Source organism: Microbulbifer regidiadema (SeqCode), from assembly GCF_052466995.1.
In genome coordinates, this window is sequence record NZ_CP174297.1 from 1126475 (window position 1) to 1143098 (window position 16624).

14 protein-coding genes are annotated in these 16624 nt (G+C 50.8%); 4 read left to right on the forward strand and 10 right to left on the reverse strand.

From position 1 onward, the window contains the following. Positions 1-1048: 1048 nt before the first annotated feature. The 6 genes from ACJJIK_RS04715 to ACJJIK_RS04740 all read right to left on the reverse strand — a co-directional run bounded on the left by ACJJIK_RS04715 (position 1049) and on the right by ACJJIK_RS04740 (position 9077). Positions 1049-1768, reverse strand: coding sequence for a hypothetical protein (locus ACJJIK_RS04715; protein WP_444944375.1), 720 nt, complete (start codon positions 1766-1768; stop codon positions 1049-1051). Between the two features lie 394 nt (positions 1769-2162). Further along, positions 2163-2804, reverse strand: a complete 642-nt coding sequence (locus tag ACJJIK_RS04720; protein WP_444930936.1) for a hypothetical protein — start codon at positions 2802-2804, stop codon at positions 2163-2165. A gap of 85 nt (positions 2805-2889) precedes the next feature. After that, on the reverse strand, positions 2890-6018 hold the full coding sequence (locus ACJJIK_RS04725; RefSeq protein WP_444944376.1) for an efflux RND transporter permease subunit: 3129 nt from the start codon (positions 6016-6018) through the stop codon (positions 2890-2892). 13 nt (positions 6019-6031) lie between these two features. Next, positions 6032-7273: an efflux RND transporter periplasmic adaptor subunit gene (locus ACJJIK_RS04730; protein WP_444930934.1), complete on the reverse strand. Its 1242-nt coding sequence runs from the start codon at positions 7271-7273 to the stop codon at positions 6032-6034. A gap of 15 nt (positions 7274-7288) precedes the next feature. Further along, positions 7289-8602, reverse strand: coding sequence for a TolC family protein (locus ACJJIK_RS04735; RefSeq protein WP_444930933.1), 1314 nt, complete (start codon positions 8600-8602; stop codon positions 7289-7291). Between the two features lie 82 nt (positions 8603-8684). Further along, entirely contained in the window at positions 8685-9077 is a 393-nt protein-coding gene (locus tag ACJJIK_RS04740) for a hypothetical protein (RefSeq protein WP_444930932.1), read from the reverse strand. A 246-nt stretch (positions 9078-9323) separates the two neighbouring features. On the opposite strand from ACJJIK_RS04740, the gene ACJJIK_RS04745 reads away from it, so the two are divergent. Further along, on the forward strand, positions 9324-10142 hold the full coding sequence (locus ACJJIK_RS04745) for a DUF2092 domain-containing protein (RefSeq protein ID WP_444930931.1): 819 nt from the start codon (positions 9324-9326) through the stop codon (positions 10140-10142). Then, entirely contained in the window at positions 10139-10618 is a 480-nt protein-coding gene (locus tag ACJJIK_RS04750) for a hypothetical protein (RefSeq protein ID WP_444930930.1), read from the forward strand. The genes ACJJIK_RS04745 and ACJJIK_RS04750 overlap by 4 nt, the downstream gene beginning before the upstream one ends. 43 nt (positions 10619-10661) lie before the next feature. Here ACJJIK_RS04750 and ACJJIK_RS04755 read toward each other — a convergent pair whose 3' ends face one another. Together ACJJIK_RS04755 and ACJJIK_RS04760 are read right to left on the reverse strand one after the other, a co-directional pair. Then, complete coding sequence (locus ACJJIK_RS04755; protein WP_444930929.1) at positions 10662-10859, reverse strand: zf-HC2 domain-containing protein; 198 nt, start codon at positions 10857-10859, stop codon at positions 10662-10664. 2 nt (positions 10860-10861) lie between these two features. Beyond that, positions 10862-11482 (reverse strand): RNA polymerase factor sigma-70, encoded by a 621-nt coding sequence (locus ACJJIK_RS04760; RefSeq protein ID WP_444930928.1) that lies wholly within the window; start codon positions 11480-11482, stop codon positions 10862-10864. A 401-nt stretch (positions 11483-11883) separates the two neighbouring features. Between ACJJIK_RS04760 and ACJJIK_RS04765 the strand changes: the two genes are divergently transcribed. Further along, the gene (locus tag ACJJIK_RS04765) at positions 11884-12930 is read left to right on the forward strand and encodes a methyltransferase domain-containing protein (RefSeq protein ID WP_444944377.1); all 1047 of its coding nucleotides are present in this window, start codon (positions 11884-11886) and stop codon (positions 12928-12930) included. A gap of 44 nt (positions 12931-12974) precedes the next feature. Here the strand turns inward: ACJJIK_RS04765 and ACJJIK_RS04770 are convergent, their stop codons facing one another. Then, positions 12975-14003, reverse strand: coding sequence for a hydrolase (locus tag ACJJIK_RS04770; RefSeq protein WP_444944378.1), 1029 nt, complete (start codon positions 14001-14003; stop codon positions 12975-12977). Positions 14004-14881: 878 nt separating this feature from the next. Here ACJJIK_RS04770 and ACJJIK_RS04775 point away from each other — a divergent pair. Further along, positions 14882-15184 (forward strand): hypothetical protein, encoded by a 303-nt coding sequence (locus ACJJIK_RS04775; RefSeq protein WP_444930925.1) that lies wholly within the window; start codon positions 14882-14884, stop codon positions 15182-15184. Positions 15185-15649: 465 nt separating this feature from the next. Here ACJJIK_RS04775 and ACJJIK_RS04780 read toward each other — a convergent pair whose 3' ends face one another. Further along, a complete protein-coding gene (locus ACJJIK_RS04780; RefSeq protein WP_444930924.1) occupies positions 15650-16450 on the reverse strand; it encodes an MBL fold metallo-hydrolase in 801 nt (266 codons plus the stop codon). Between the last annotated feature and the right edge of the window lie 174 nt (positions 16451-16624).

Below are 16624 nucleotides of genomic sequence, written 5' to 3' on the forward strand. Positions count from 1 at the left end.
TTCACAAGCAAAAATCAAATCATACCGATCTTGCACATCAGGAACTGGAATATATATTGCCGTTCCTCCCCTCTCTCAACTGCTTCTAGAGATGAAACACCCCTTTTAGAGAAAACACAAGATACAACCTGCTCCTATAAGCGGCACCAATGCGACAATGAACGACCGGGCTTCACCTCGATATCAACAAGCTATAAAACCTATCAACCGGTCGAGCGAACCACTATATTCAAACACTAAGCGCTTTATTGAACCGTATCTTTTAGACTCAAAGTAAATTTTGATTATCCGAACTTTCTAAAATAGCAGACAAGATTTTACCCTCAGAATCAACGCTTTCTATCTTTGAACCTCCAAGATTGATGCTGTATTTCACACATCTTCAGACTATCCTGCACTACAGCTTAATCTTTAATAAGCACACTCAGAAATTACAGGCCAAAGGTTTTAACGGGAAATTTCGAGCGCTATTCAAAACCTTTGCGGTGGACTCAACTGGCATATAGCCCAGATAGTAGAAGTTAAGCTTCATATGGAAACTTCGGTCTAGCGGAACATATAAGCAATAAAGGAGGCGCCCCATAGAAAGAGGGCTCATCTAGCAATACGGGAAGCAACACAAGTAATAAAAATATTATTTATATTTCAGCGTTTGCTTACAAACCTAAACACGGCAGGTTAATAATACAAATTGCGGTAGAATTAGCCGCATAGGCTATCAGGGTATTTAGCCGCCCATTGAGCCACCTCTACAGCAACACAAATCACAATAACGACTCTTTCTGATCTGAGCCACCTGACTGCGTACCCTAGCGGAAAAAACTGCCTTGCCGTTTCAGGCCGTTCATTTAGTGCTGCAGATTATTGGCAGCTTTTACTACAACTCTGAAAACTGAATACTCAGAGATAGAGACTACGACGCCCATCTTAAGCGCCAACCATAAATCCCGCGCATATCTTTTATCCCCCTATACGCCATAACCTCACCTAGCAACCCCAAAACCTCAATAAAGCACCAGGAAGAATTAGAGCTTTACGCACCAGTTTATCAAGCCTCTCCCACACAACCCCGCTTCCACCCACCCATTAACTCTTTGGAATATTTAATTAATTGTTTTTTTATTTTTAAATTTTCCATTGAAGTCGTGATTGTCAGATAGAAATCATTATACCCTTCTGAAAATGAACAGTTACTTGCCTCTCCCTTGCGACCACCCGCACGACTACAATATGCAACATAGTATTCACTTAGTGATAAGGGAACCACAGCATTTGCTGCTGGGGGTCTATTGAGTACATGCCAAATAACATAAGGTGGGGGCTCCGAAGACCAGCTTACACTATAAAGGAGCCCCCCATCATCCTCCGATATGCTTGAAGAAGAAAAATCACCTTCGAGCCTTAAAACATCTGAATAAGAGGCGCCAGATAGCCAACGGTTAATATCAGAAGATGAAGCGACCTTAAGATTCAGAACTAAAACCGCCGGCAAACCATAGTCATCTATAACGTACTCATTGATATTTTCCTGCACCAAGCTGGGCGCTATTATAAACTGAACACTTCCGAAATTATGATCATGGTTACCAAAAAATTGAGAGGCACTCTGACTTTGATCTAGAACATCAATGTCCAGGTCATTTTCTGGCATGCAAAATTTAGTAGACCCAAGCTCTATTTCTTGAAAGTCATCTTGTGAAAATGAATAAGCAGTATAAATTATAAACACCAAAACGATAGTTGCAAGCATCATATTTGAAGTTCGCATTACCGTACCCCGACCTGAGGGCCAATGAAGTCACAAGCACTGCACCAAACTGGCCGATATGTACTGGCCGGCAAATTAAATAGAGTGCCTCCAAACAACCAAGCCCCATCCGACCCCAATAAAAATGAGACAACACCATGTCTTTTGAAAACAATATGGTGATATTCAGAAACCTGCTGAGGACTAAGAACGCCAGGTATATTACCAGCACACATCCTTAGGTCCTCCATGACATACTTAGCATGCTCCACCATAAGATCCACCCCTAACTGATTTAGCTTTTCAGGATTGTTACGCAGCCCAGTCAGCCAATTGGCAACTTTACCATTAACCCCACAATCTACCGGCCATAATCAGATCTCAAAATTTCAGCCTCTTTTAAATCGATATTCTATTACCCAAAATCAACATGATACCCTGCTAAAAAATCAATCATTTCTGAATCATTGCCACTATCGTAAAATCGAATCATCTTGGCATCAAACTCAAGTTTTGATTTTGCCGGCACTAAAACAGGGGAAATGCCCTCAGACAGTAGAACACCATTCATCATTAGACGACCGGTGCACTTATTCCCACTTCCAAAAAATTGGTTGCGAGCCATTTGTAAGAACAGGGAGTAAGCACGTACCTTAGTATCCCGGATCATTCCGAGCTTATCTATCATCTCGTGCCACTGGGCATCCAAGGCTTTAGCCTGTGATGGAATGTATTCAGCACCCGGTATGCGTGCATTATTTACGCTAAAACAGCACCTATCTCGGGGCTCTTTTTGGGTAGCAAAATTTTGTAGGCTACACGCGACCTCTTTTGTTACCTCAAAGCATTCGGTCTCGATCAGCCGAAATAGCATTTCCCAGCTCGCCTTCTGATTGAGCACCAGGTTCTGATCACTCAGGGTATACCCTCCAACAGCAATCCCTTCCAATAGCGTTTGAACCTCTGGGAATGTGAAAGGTGAATTTTCCAGGGCGGCACTATCAAATACAAGCTGAGCTATATAGTGCTTGCACTGGAAAAGCAATTTTTTATTCATATAAAAACCCATGACAATCGACCGATATAGACTGCCTACCTCACGCTATAAAACCCAAAGCAGGCAGCCAAAGGAAGTATCAGCTCTAAGAGGCCTCCTGCTCCCTCCCGTGCACAATCCGATAAAGCAGTGGCAGAACAAAAAGGGTTAACAGCGTTGAGGAGATAATCCCTCCAATCACTACAGTTGCCAAAGGCCTCTGCACTTCAGCGCCAGTACCCACATTTAAAGCCATGGGCACAAATCCCAGACTGGCAACCAGCGCGGTCATCAGTACTGGGCGCAGGCGGATCATCGCGCCGTCGATAATGGAGGTTAGCAGCTCACCGCCCTGCTGGCGCAGCTGCCGGATAAATGACAGCATTACCAGGCCATTTAGCACCGCCACACCGGAGAGGGCGATAAACCCTACCCCGGCAGAAATCGACAGCGGCATCCCCCGCAGCCACAGGGCCAGGACACCGCCAGTCAGTGCCAGAGGTACTCCGCTAAAGATAATCAAGGCATCCCTGAATGAGCCGAAGGCCATAATCAGCAGACTGAGAATTACCAGTAGCGTCAGTGGCACTACGATGGAAAGACGCGTACTGGCGGACTCCAGTTGCTCGAAAGTGCCGCCATAAACCAGCCAGTAACCTGCGGGCAGGGAAACTTGTTGCTCTATCCGCGCCCTCGCCTCCTCGACAAAAGAGCCCAAATCTCGATCGCGCACGTTGGCCGTCACCACCACTCGGCGCTTGCCGTTTTCACGACTGATTTGATTGGGGGCTGGGGTCATTTCCAGACTGGCCACCTCAGATAAAGGGACATAACGGCCCAATGGGCTGCCGGCCGGCAGGGGTACAGGAAGATCGCCCAGATTTTCGTAATCCCGACGCAGCTCTTCCGGTAGGCGTACAACCAATTGGAAACGGCGGTCGCCCTCGTAAATCAGCCCCGCTTCTTCACCCCCAATAGCGGTCGAGAGCAAATCCTGTAGGGTTTTGAGGTCGATGCCGTAGCGGGCCAGCGCGATACGCTTGGGAACAACCGAGAGAACCGGTAGGCCCTCCACTTGCTCTACTCGCGTGTCGGCAGCGCCTTCAATCCCATTCAGTACGCCGAGGATTTCATTGGCAGAGGCTACCAGCTGCTCCAAATCATCCCCGAATACTTTGATCCCCAGGTCTGCACGCACTCCAGAAATCAATTCATTAAAGCGCATTTGAATCGGCTGGGTGAACTCGTAGTTATTACCGGGCAACTGCCGAATAGCTTGTTCGATCTCTGCAACCAGTTGCTCTTGTGGCAACTTGGGGTCGGGCCACTGGTCTCTGGGTTTCAGGATCACAAAGTTATCGGCCACATTGGGCGGCATTGGATCTGTAGCCACTTCCGGGGTGCCTATTTTTGCAAACACTTTGTCTACTTGGGGAAACTCTTTAATACGCTGCTCCAGTAGACGCTGCATTTCCACCGATTGCTCCAGACCGGTTCCCGGAATACGCAATGCGTGCAGTGCGATATCGCCTTCGTCGAGTCGAGGTATAAATTCAGAACCCAACGTGGTGGCCAGCCAACTACACAACAGCACCAGTGCCAGCGCTGCGGAAAGCACCAGCCAGCGCACTTTCATCGCTGCGATTAGCAGCGGCTTGTACAGGGATTTGCTGACTGCGATTACCTTGTTTTCTTTCTCACTGATTTTTCCGCTGAGGAAAACGGCAACTGCGGCGGGAACCAGGGTCAGCGAAAGAATCAGCGCCGCTAACAGGGCTATAACCACGGTGGCGGCCATGGGGTGGAACATCTTGCCTTCCACACCGGTTAGGGTGAACAGCGGGATATACACCACAGTAATGATCAACACACCAAATAAGCTGGGGCGAATTACCTCATTGGTGGCTTGGAATACCAACTCTAAGCGCTCTTGCAAGGAGAGCTTAGAGCCGCTGCGCCGTTGATCTTCGGCGAGCCGGCGCACCGCGTTCTCCACGATAATCACGGCCCCATCGACGATCAGGCCGAAATCGAGGGCGCCGAGGCTCATCAGGTTGGCGGAAACACCGGTTTGCACCATGCCAAAAATAGTGGCGAGCATGGACAGTGGGATTACTGCGGCAGTGATAACAGCGGCTCGAATATTCCCCAGTAGCAGAAACAGCACCGCGATCACCAGCAGCGCTCCCTCAATAAGGTTTTTCTGCACTGTGGCAATGGCTTTATCGACCAGGGTGGTGCGATCGTAAACCGCTTCCACCTTGATACCCTCGGGTACGGTGGACTTTACCCGCTCCAAAGCCGCCGTCACATTGCCAGCCACTTCGCGGGAGTTCTCCCCCACCAGCATCATGGCAGTACCCAGCACAGTTTCTTCGCCATCGCGAGTGGCCGCGCCGGTGCGCAGCTCTTTACCGATAGCGACTTCGGCCACATCCGAAATTTTCACCGGTACCCCGGCGCGGCTGGTAATAACCACGCCCTCAATATCGGCGATACTTTGCAGCTGCCCCGGTGAACGCACCAGCAGCTGGCGGCCATTATTCTCCAGATAACCGGCGCCGCGACTCTCGTTGTTGCGGCGCAAAGCCTCGGCGATATCCTCCATGGATACATCAAAATTGAGCATCTGCCGGGGGTCTGGCGTTACGTGATACTGCTTGTTGTAGCCGCCAATGGTGTTCAATTCCGTTACACCGGATACCAGTGACAGCTGCGGTTTGATAATCCAGTCCTGGATTTCCCGCAGTGCAGTGGCATCGTAGGGCTGCCCGTTCGGCTGGGTAGCGCCGGGCAGCGCCTCCACGGTGTACATAAAAATCTCACCGAGCCCGGTGGCAATGGGCCCCATCTCGGGCTCCAGCCCCGGGGGCAGATTGCTTTTGATCGCACCGAGGCGATGGCCAATTAAGTTGCGGGCAAAATAGAGGTCTGTGCCCTCGTTAAACACGGCGGTGACCTGGGATAACCCATAGCGGGAAATTGAACGGGTGTATTCCAGGTTGGGAAGCCCGGCGAGCGCCGCCTCCACCGGGTAGGTAATCCGCTGCTCAGCCTCTAAAGGAGAGAAACCGGGGGCTTCCGTATTAATCTGAACCTGAACATTAGTGATGTCCGGGACGGCATCAATCGGGAGTTTCTGGTAACTCCAAAGCCCCAGCCCTATCAACACAAAGATCAGGGACAAAACGAAGTGGCGCCGCTCAATTGAGAAGCGCAGGATGCTTTCAATCATCTTGTGGCCTCAATTAATGGTGGTGGGCAGCGCCGGATTTTTCGATATCCGCTTTGATCAAGTAGCTGTTCTCGGTGACATAGCGATCACCCGGGTTGAGGCCACTCAGCACCTCTGTCACGCTGCCATCGCTGCGCCCCAGTTTTAACGGGCGAATTTCGTAGACATCCCCAACTTTGATAAACACCACGGTCCCGTTGCGAAATGGTTGCAGTGCGCGGTTCTCCACCACTAAAGGCGCGGGGGTCTCGCGGGTTACCACCCGGGCCTCAACCATCAAGTCTGTTGTCCAGAGATCGTTGGGGTTATCAATCACGGCCCTGGCTATCGCAAAGGGTTGACCATTACCGCCGGGAGCGAGGCTGGCAATCGTTGAGTCGAAAGTGCGATCCCCGGCCGTAATAGTCACTTTCTGACCCAGGTTGATCTGGTCGCGACGAGTGGGGAAAACCTGTAACTCAGCCCACAGCTGGCTGTAGTTGGCAATTGTAAACAACACCCGCTCGCCGCTGAACTCTCCCCCACTGGCCTGCTTATCGATAATGTGGCCGCTAATTGGCGCCACGAGTGGATAGGTTTGCAGGCTGTCATTGGATTCTATAGTCGCGAGCTTTTCCCCTTTTTCTACCCAGTCCCCGAGGGCTTTTTCGATAGTGACGAGGGTTCCCGGGTAACGGGCTCGCACATGACTGAGGCTGCGATGATCAACCGTCGTCTTGCCGTATAGGGTGACACTTTCTTTGATAGTACCGGGGCCAGCCACTGCGGTTTTAATTCCGGCCTTTTGCGCCATTGATTCGGGAATTTTTACCCGACCCTCATGGGATTCATATTTCCAGTCGGTGCGCTCACCGTTAAGAAAAACCGAAACCGAAACATCAAAGGAGTGCGGTTCGCCTCCAATACCCCCACCACGGAAAAACCCGGTATCGGCATCCCAGGTAAAAGGAATTTGATCTACTTGGCCGCCGAGTCTTTCCAGCTCTACCGCGAGGCGCGCATTTTCCAAGGGCTTACCATTGCGACTAATCCAGGCACGGAGCTCCGGCTGGACGCCCCGCTGGAAAGTCAGCAGCTCTACGGTGAGATCATCCGCTTTCAACAGGCGACCGCCATTGGGCCCCCGGGGCTCTTCGTGTTTATCGTGTCCGCCGTGGTTACCGCTGGCATAACTCTGCGGTGCGCACCAAACCCCTGACAACAACAGGGAGAAGGACAATATCGCCAGCCGAATCGCTTTAGTTGGTTTACTCATTATTTCAATCCAGAATTATTTACTGCTATCAACGCCCATAGGGCTGGCGGTCAGTTGTTCAATCTCTGCGCCAAACAGAAGTACCGATCGCGCGGCCTCGATTCGCTCGCGCTCGGCATTGAGCAATTCTTCTCTTGCGGAAATCAGATCCACGTAGGAATCCCGACCGCGTTGGTAAGCGCGATCCACCTCTGTTAACGCTTGGCGAAGTTTGGGAATAACTGAGCCCCCTAAGGTCTCGACAGTATTGAGGGCCTGCTCACGGCTGGTTACTGCCCAGTAAAGCTGCGGGTAGAGTCGGAGTAGTGCCGCTTCTCGGCGCAGCATCACTTCATCCAGTTCTGCCATGGCTGTTAACTCAGCACCGCGATTGCGTTTGGCAGTAAACAGGGGGGCATTAAAGCCCGCGAGGACTGCACTTTCATCGACAGCCCGATTCGTGCGAAGGCCGGCATACCAGCCGATATCCGCTCTGGCATTTGCCCGGGTTAAGCGCAATTGGGAGGCTTGCAAACGCTCCTCAGAGGCAAAGCGGGCTATGGCTGGATTGCCCTCGGCCCGAGCATAGAGCACCTCAAAACCCTCGCTCGGCTCAAAGCGATACAGCTCGGCGGAGTCCACCCGGTAATTTTGCCTCGGCTTTCCCCACAGGGCTGACAGCGCATGCTTGTAATACTCCAGCAGACTCCGATCGCGCTGTTGCGCGAGGGTTGCTTTGGCCAGCGCAGATTCCGCCCGCAGGCGCTCAGATACCGGGCTGGCCGCCGCGCGCACCCGCGCACTAACTGCCGCCAAAGTTTCGCGGGCAAGAGAGACTTTCTCTTGCGCCAAAACTACCAGCTCCTGAGCGGCGAGCACCTGGGTATAGCGGCGGATAACCTCTGCCAACAGGTCCAGCGCCTTGGCCTGCTCATCCGCAATTAACAGGTCGCGCTGCGCATTGACGATATCGATACGCGCCTGGCGCTTGTTACCCAGTTCGACGACTGACGACAGGGTTACGGTCAGTTCGAACTCGTTGTCCGCATTATCCTCCGGGTCCGGGAGGTTATCCTCACCGTAGTGCTTGTACTCCGTCTCAACGCCCAGCTCCACTGCCGGTTTTAATGCGGCAGTCTGCCCGGCACCCTCCAGCCCCTGCTTTCGCAATGGAAATACAGCGAGTTCCGGGTTCTGCGCGAGCGTAAGCTCAATCGCGTCCGGAAGTGTCAGCAAGTCCCCTTTCTGCGCCAGCGTTGCTTGCGCAGATAAACTCAAAATGGTCGCCACCAGGAGTTTGGCGGTTGCACGACCAGCCACGCTCTCGCAGAGCGCGCGATAAAAATCCATGGAATTCTCCCAAATCACATCCTATCGGCGCACACAACTACAGCGCTTTATTGCTATAGCGGCATACGCAGTAATTGACCAATCAGACTTGGGTTATAGGGGGGCGCAACAGAGGAGAGAAATAACCTGAAGGCACTGCTCCAGCAGCGACTTCACCATAGCTCAAAGAACCCCACAAAAGGGGTTGGTAGGACTGCCCCAGAAGCCCCGTTGCATTGATACCGTGGCAATGGCAACAGTGATTGCAAAAGTCTAATACCTGCGCAGATGGATCATCTCCGAGGCTGGAGACGGGGGCAGAGGGACTGGTTGGTTCATCGGGCGTATCCGCCACAGAGCCCTGCGAAGGGCCTGTATGGCTGGAGGAAAAGTGGATAGTGATATCTTCCAGCTCATCGTGACTGTCATAGAAAGCCCCTGCGGTCTGGAAGACCAGCAGCGCAATCAACAAAAATGACAGTCGAACCACATTCATAGAAACAGCGAAACTTGGAATGGTGAAGCGACTCTAGCAAACAAGTCCCCCTCACTCAATCCAATGATGACAACACTCCGCCAGAGAGGGAAACTTGGCGGGTCTTAGTAGCCCGACCTCACTGGTTTCGGGAAGCATAGCTTATCCCCTTTCAGCTCAGGAACCGCCGAACAGCGGGCGCGAAGGTTCTCCTCTACACTGATTTAAATGCCACAACTATGGCTACGCATTGGGAGGTACCGCTAAATGCTTGCTCTTCACACCTTCGGCGGCTTGGCTAGGACGCTGCTTCTTGCAGCGGCGGTGGTCATCCCCCCCACTGTCGCTGCCCAAGCCCCTGCCCCACAGACCGATAAAACCCAAGCGGGGACTGCATCGTCAGAGGAGTCCCTAGACCCGAAAGCGATGGCGGCACTGAAACGTATGGGGAATTACCTCGGCAATCTCAAAATGCTGACTTTCAATGCCGATATTTTCACTGAGGTAGTGCTGGAGAACCAGGAGAAGCTCCTGATTGGCGGTACCGTCGAGTACATCGCAATGCCGCCAAAACAGCTGCGCGTAGACTTAAAGACAGATTCAATTACCCGCCAGTTTATTCACAGTAGCGACAAGTTCACGGTTATTGCTCCCCGCGACGGTTATTTCGCCGAGATGGAGGCCCCCCAACCTACCGCGCAAATATTGACTAAAGCCGCCCAGGAATACGGTATTGAAATACCCTTTGCCGACCTTCTCGAGTGGGGCAGAAAGAAAAATGTTTGGTCCGGCATTAAAGAGGGCTTTCTGGTAAACCGCCCTATGATCAACGGCCACAAAACTGAGCACTGGGCATTCCGCTCAGAAAATCTGGACTGGGAAATCTGGATTAAGACCGGTGACAAGCCCCTGCCCCTGCGTATTTCCACGGTCAATACCCGCGATCCCGCCAAGCCCCGCTTTATCGCCACCTTGAACTGGCTGGAGGGTAAACCCGCTGTCAAGGCCCGATTTACCCCGTCTACCGGCAAACTCAAACAAATCAAGTTTAAGAGGGCAGAACCCAACAAGGAGGCGACACCATGATACCTCGCAACAGTCAAAAGAGAGGGCTTATTGCACAATGGCTTGCGCCCGCCCTGATATCGAGTGTGCTACTGGGGATACTGGCACCCCCTGCCGCCGAAGCGATGGGGCGGTTTGGCGGCGGCGGGGCCCACTTCAATATAGGGGGGCACTTTAATGGGCCGCGCCCAATGGGCGGCGGTTTTCACGGCGGCTATGGGCCGGGAGAGTTTGCCAGGCGCTTCCCCAATCATCCCCCGTTCCCGCCCCATCGCCCCCCCTATCCGCCCCCTCCCTGGCACCCGCACTACTGGCCCTATCCGGGCCCGGCATTTTGGGGGACAGCAGCAGTCGGTGGATGGCTGTATACACTGCCGAGCAGCTGTGTGGTGGTAACGATTGGCGAGGTCACTTATGAGCACTGCGGGTCCTACTGGTATGAACCGCATTTTGTCGGTGGCCATATTGCCTACCGCCCGGTTCCGCCTCCCCGCTAGGTATACTCAGGTGAAATAATCGGCCCCAGAGACGCGCGCCATACTATTTGTCGGCTTTCTCTGGGCCGCCCTGGGCGTAAGATTTGGTGATATGCCTGAGTGTCTTGAGCTGTTTGCCAAAATTGCGACAGGGAGTGCATATCGCCAAATGTAACTTAAGGCTCGCCTGCTCAGAAATAAGCAGGTCCCGCTCCTGGGATTCCGACATCAATCGCGTAGCTTCCCGACAAGTCTTCATCATGCTCACTTCTCCACACCGAACCAGTTATCTTCCAGGCACTCGCGCAGGCGAAGGCGCGCCCTGTGCAATGTGACATTTAAGTTGCTCACGGTGATATCCATGGCTGCACATATCTCGTGACTCTCCAGCTCAATAAACTCCCTCATCATAAAAATTTGCGCCTGGCGCGAAGGGAGATGACTGAGACACGCTTCAAAGATTCGCCAGAAATGCTTGTCGTGGATAGCAGATTCCGGATCGGCCCAGTGTTTGGGCTTTTCCGCCTTCTGCCAGTGTCCGGTTTGATCAAACAGCTCGTCGTGGTCGTGCTCTTCCCTATCGCCGCGTACCAACTGATCTGCATCCACAAAGCGTTGCCTCTGGCGCAATATATCGGCAATTTTGTTCTTGAGAATGGCAAAGACCCAGGTCTTTAAGGCAGAGCGCCCGGAGAAACTGCGGGAATTTTTTAACGCGCCTATCAGGGCCTCCTGAACAGCATCTTCCGCCAACTGCATATCCTGCAACTGCAAGCTGGCAAAGCGCAGCATCTGTTGGCGCAAATCCACCAGGAACTGCGAATTCCGCAGGGAATCCTCCGTATTGGACTCTGTCGAAACACTGGAAGCTAGGTGATCGCTCAATTACGTTCCCTCATAATATCAAAGCGGGGACGAACGATATTAACGAAAATAGCGCGATACTCTACTAACCAAATCCCACTGGCACCAAAGGGCAACTTTGCCAATTCTAAAATATCCAGTACATCATGCTAGAAATTTCGTGCCAATTGAGACGTTTATGCCTCTCTCCATACCCTGAGCCAGTGCGAAGAGAAACTCGGACTAGCAGTGGCCACCCTATAAGCTGCAAAAAATGGAAACCTTCTTCACTGGAGGCCTCTAATCAGGGAGTCTCTAAATAATTCCGCAATATCTCGGTGAGATCCCGGGCTTTTAGCACTGCAAACCACAGGCTTGTTACGCGCCCCAGACAAGGGTACAAAGAGCGCCTCTTGGATAACCCCGCAATAGGTAAAGAGCCAATGCACGATTTAGTACAGGACTACTACGGACGCCAACTGAAGAACTCTTCCGACCTGAAGACGGACGCCTGTTGTGACCCCACCGATATGCCCGAGTGGTTAAAACCCCTGCTATCCAATATTCACCCGGAAGTTCTCTCCCGCTACTACGGCTGCGGACTTGTCTGCCCACCACTTCTGGAGGGCTGCCGGATACTGGACCTCGGCTGTGGATCGGGCCGGGATATTTACCTGCTGTCACAGCTGGTAGGCCCAGAGGGTGAGGTCGTGGGGATCGATATGACAGAGGAGCAGCTGACAGTCGCCAGACAGCATCAGGCCCACCACGCCGATAAATTTGGCTATGACAATGTTCGCTTCCTGCACGGCTATATCGAGAAGCTGGAGGAACTGGAATTAGAGCCCGGCAGCTTTGATGTCATCATCTCCAACTGTGTGGTCAACCTCTCCACCGATAAAGATGCCGTGCTCAAAGGCTTGTTCCGACTGTTAAAAGAAGGGGGAGAATTTTACTTCTCCGATGTCTATGCAGACCGCCGCATCCCGCAGGCAGTGAGTTCTGACCCCGAACTGTTTGGCGAATGCCTCGGCGGTGCGCTCTATTGGAATGACTTCCTGGAGATTGCCCAAAACAGCGGTTTCCGTGATCCGCGCCTGGTGGAGAGCCGGCCCCTGCTAATCACTAACCCGGCCCTAGCCCAGCGCTGCGGTTCCATTCAATTTTTTTCCGCCACCTATCGCTTGTTCAAGCTGTCACAGCTGGAGAAAGACTGTGAAGATTACGGCCAAGCGGTGATTTACAAGGGAACACTCCCGGGCTCTGCCGAGCAGTTTACCCTCGATGGTCACCACACCATGGAAACCGGCAGGGTGTTCCCCGTGTGTGGCAATACCTGGAGGATGCTCGCGGAAACCCGGCTGGCCCCCCACTTTGAATTTATTGGCGATTTTTCTCGACACTTTGGTCTGTTTCCCGGCTGCGGCAAGGAAATGCCATTTGCCTCGGTTGCCTCGGGAACTGAGCAGTCTGGATCATCCTGCTGCTAACCTAGGGAACCTCTAAACAACTCCGCAATATCTCTGCCGGGCCCTCAGTGGCTTTCTAGCACCTGGGAAAGGGAGTCCTCCTGCTGGACTTCCTTCGGCAAGCCCACTACCGAGCCCAGGAAATGCGGTATCTTTTTCTCCAGCCAGTAACTGGGATTCCATACACTCCCGCCGACAAACCCCACATGCCCTCCCCGCTCGCTCACCGCCAACTCAACCGTGGAGCTCAGCTCACTGGAGGCGGGAATTGCCGATGGGCAAATAAAAGGGTCATCAATCGCATTGATAATTAATGTTGGCGTGCGAATATCCTTGAGTAGCGGCTTGCTGGATGCCCGGGTGTAATAGTCATCCACATCGCGAAAACCGTGCAGTGGCGCCGTAAACGCACTGTCGAAATGCCGGAAGTCGGCAAAATGGCTACGGTAATTGAGATCCGGTAGGGCCGCCGCCATCTGCGGGTCTTTAGCCTTATTCAGCAAACTCTGGCGCAACTCACCGATCAGGTGGCGCTCATACAAATGAGACAGGCCGGTATTGATATAACGACTACAGGCGTGGAGGTCCATCGGCGCCGAAATGGCGACCCCGGCAGCCACCTGCCCGCAACCCCCATCCTCACCCAACATTTTAAGGACAACATTCCCTCCCAGGGAAAAACCCACCAGAGCAATTGGGGTTAGGGGAAACTCTTTTTTAAGCTCATTGACCAGCCAGCGGGGGTCCTCACTGTCGCCACTGTGATAAGCCCTCGGCAATCTATTGGGCACGCCTCCACAACCGCGAAAGTGCATTACCGCGACTTGAAAATGGTAATTTGGGAGAACCTCCATCAGCCCCTGTACATAGGGTGACTCAACCGACCCACCCAAACCGTGAAGTATCAATACCAAGGGGCAGCTTGGATCATCGCGCAGAGGGCTGGGAAAGTGCAGTGCCAGGCGGTCCCCATCCGGCATATTAAACCAGCGACAACCTGTCGCCACCCAGGGGCTAGCGCGGTGAAAGCGACTAAAAACCGTCTGGATATGCCGGTTGCCAAGGCCGGGGGCGGGAGAAAAAGAGTTAATCATAGATTTCTCTCAATAGTCGAGCGGCTGGGGCGCTCAAATTCCTGCCGATGGTTTGAGGGGAATCGCCCTCTCAGTTTTCGAGACCAAAACCAGAAAAATGTGCCGGCTCCCTAGATCTGGCCTGCCTACATATTGAACCATATACCCGGTAAAAAGTTGGTTACATGCCGAAGTAGTTCCCCGCCCCATTTTCTCAAAGACTGCTATGACCCCTTGGCCAAGGTTGAAACGACCGCTACTACACGAGCACCAAGATAATAATGACGCCAAATATACCACAGTTAAAGAGCGGGTTAGCTCTATTGCCAGCGCCCTATCTAATCTGTGGGGGGCTAGATTGGACTGGATAGAGGGCTTTCACCTCTAATCTTTTAGCGACTTTCTCGGTGCACTGGATTGTTTGTTTTTACCCTCAGCCTAATTGGTACATATCCACAATTACACAAGTAAGGGCAAATTTGATCACTAAGCATATAGTGATTAAAATCCATACCATCCACGTTTCGAGCCTTACTGAACCCAATTGGTAATGACTGAATATAAGCTTGGATGGTTTCTTTACCAGACAAGTAAGGGAAGACCTGCAACAATATTGGAGAAAAAACTATCTTTTCTCACAATGCAAACAGTGGGTGCTGCCTCACCCTAAAATGGGACTCTCATCTTCTGCACGCTGGCGACACCTAAAAGATAAATATAAACTAAAAAAGAAATGGTCCGCTGAAAACCCCGCTGATACCTTCTGGGTCATAGAAAATTGCCACGCATCAAAAGGATTAAAATTTTTTATAGATAAAAATGATTTCAGCTCAATTACGAGCGAAATCACTAGAACTTGCAGATTGTATACCTGTAATTAAAGAGGCCCAAGAAGTATTATGATTAAGTATCGATTTGAAAAGGAAAAAGAGATTGCCTTACATTATGCCAATCTATTTAGCAATGAAGAGATCGTAAACATTCTCAAAAAAGGGGAAGTTGCTAATTCAGAAGAAGCTGCTAATCTGGCAAAATTTTTCTGGAAAATGGTTGACGCACTAGTACAAGACTCAAAAAACTCCAATCAAGTCTGTGGAGAAGTACATCTGGAGGAGTGGAGCGAGCTTCTAATGGGATCTTTTAGATCTTATCTGAAGGCAAATGGATATGACACCGAATGGGAATCAGCATCAGATGACTAATATAGGCTAGTTCAGGTAAAGTCTGATACATCCCCTTTGAAAAAGAGGCGGTACCGGTTCTGATATAATAAATTAGAGCAGGCTAACTAATGCTTCCAAGAGTCTTCGGATAAATATGCCCACTTTGATTCTACTCCAGATAGCTACTGAAACGAGCCTATTGCCTGTCAGCCTAATACTGAAGTCAACTGTGCAAGCCAATTTCGGGTAGACCGCTTTAAATCCCAGACTTTACTAGGTGAACGAGTCCTGACCGCCTGCATGGCCTACGTCGACCCCATCAGTGCCAATGTTATCAAGACTCCTGAAGATAAGGTTTCATCGCCCCCACTCCCTCAAGCAGAAAGAATAAACTGTCAGAGATAGGAGACTAGCTCTATTACCACTCCCCTCCAATCTGTGGGTACCCTATATTACCTCACGCCAAAGAATAATAACAAAAGATAGACATTGAAACTCACTCCGCTAATGAGCCTGCTGAAAACTCTCTTCGTTATCTATCACGGCGATTGTTCTCTCTATGAATCTTTTGTAAGCCCTTTTAGGTACAAATACGGCTTTACCACTCACGTTGAATCTCTGCAAAATACTCTTTACCTGTGTGTCCGCCATTATCTTCTCTAGATCCGATCCTTTTTGATAAAGTTCTCGAACTCTATTTATCCACGCAAAAGTATTTTCTCTAAATTCAACCAAGGCTGATTTGCTGGCAGTAACACCATGCCCCGGTATGATCAAGCTTTGATCATCACCTAAATTTAAAATAGCATCAACTGCGTTATTGAAACCCTCAACTCCACCAGCATAGAATGTGGGATGCCAGCTAGTATCGAAAATATCGCCAACAAATATTGCATTACTCTTCTTATGATAATAGATATTATCGTCCGATGAATGTGACTTGACTCTAACATGAGCAAACCCTTCTATATTAAGGTTACCCTCTATAAGCTGCCCACCTTTACCCTCAAAATACTTATTGCCCCCAGTGTGATCAGAATGTACATGTGTATTTAAGATAAAAACAACAGGTTCATTATGAATCGATTGAATCACTTGATCCAATTCACTCAGGTGATTATCTCCCGGCATCGGATCAATTAATATCAAACCGCTCTCTACAGCTATCAAACCGATATTAGTACCATACTCTTTTCCACTTAAAATATATAGCTGCTCAGATATCTTCAGCTTACTTATACTTGATGAAGCAGTAGAGCTGGCGAGTATGAATGTAATTGAAAACAGAATTTTAAAAATATTCAAAACTAATCCTTTTGCATTTTACCAATACATTAAACACCGCTATAAATGACAATCAATTTTCTGCAATCTTTGACTCTAAAACTTAGTTGCCTGGCTTCCCTTGCGCAATTTAGATGCACCCCTGTGTTAGGCTAAAATCCCACTATACAGGGTGTATGCTAAATGTGGGAAGTC

What these genes read in the sequence shown, in the direction of transcription:
- ACJJIK_RS04740 (WP_444930932.1), bottom strand. Translation starts at nt 9,077, where the DNA reads ATGAATGTGGTTCGACTGTCATTTTTGTTGATTGCGCTGCTGGTCTTC.
- ACJJIK_RS04765 (WP_444944377.1), top strand. Translation starts at nt 11,884, where the DNA reads ATGCACGATTTAGTACAGGACTACTACGGACGCCAACTGAAGAACTCT.
- ACJJIK_RS04770 (WP_444944378.1), bottom strand. Translation starts at nt 14,003, where the DNA reads ATGATTAACTCTTTTTCTCCCGCCCCCGGCCTTGGCAACCGGCATATC.
- ACJJIK_RS04775 (WP_444930925.1), top strand. Translation starts at nt 14,882, where the DNA reads ATGATTAAGTATCGATTTGAAAAGGAAAAAGAGATTGCCTTACATTAT.
- ACJJIK_RS04755 (WP_444930929.1), bottom strand. Translation starts at nt 10,859, where the DNA reads ATGATGAAGACTTGTCGGGAAGCTACGCGATTGATGTCGGAATCCCAG.
- ACJJIK_RS04715 (WP_444944375.1), bottom strand. Translation starts at nt 1,768, where the DNA reads ATGCGAACTTCAAATATGATGCTTGCAACTATCGTTTTGGTGTTTATA.
- ACJJIK_RS04750 (WP_444930930.1), top strand. Translation starts at nt 10,139, where the DNA reads ATGATACCTCGCAACAGTCAAAAGAGAGGGCTTATTGCACAATGGCTT.
- ACJJIK_RS04720 (WP_444930936.1), bottom strand. Translation starts at nt 2,804, where the DNA reads ATGAATAAAAAATTGCTTTTCCAGTGCAAGCACTATATAGCTCAGCTT.
- ACJJIK_RS04735 (WP_444930933.1), bottom strand. Translation starts at nt 8,602, where the DNA reads ATGGATTTTTATCGCGCGCTCTGCGAGAGCGTGGCTGGTCGTGCAACC.
- ACJJIK_RS04730 (WP_444930934.1), bottom strand. Translation starts at nt 7,273, where the DNA reads ATGAGTAAACCAACTAAAGCGATTCGGCTGGCGATATTGTCCTTCTCC.
- ACJJIK_RS04745 (WP_444930931.1), top strand. Translation starts at nt 9,324, where the DNA reads ATGCTTGCTCTTCACACCTTCGGCGGCTTGGCTAGGACGCTGCTTCTT.
- ACJJIK_RS04725 (WP_444944376.1), bottom strand. Translation starts at nt 6,018, where the DNA reads ATGATTGAAAGCATCCTGCGCTTCTCAATTGAGCGGCGCCACTTCGTT.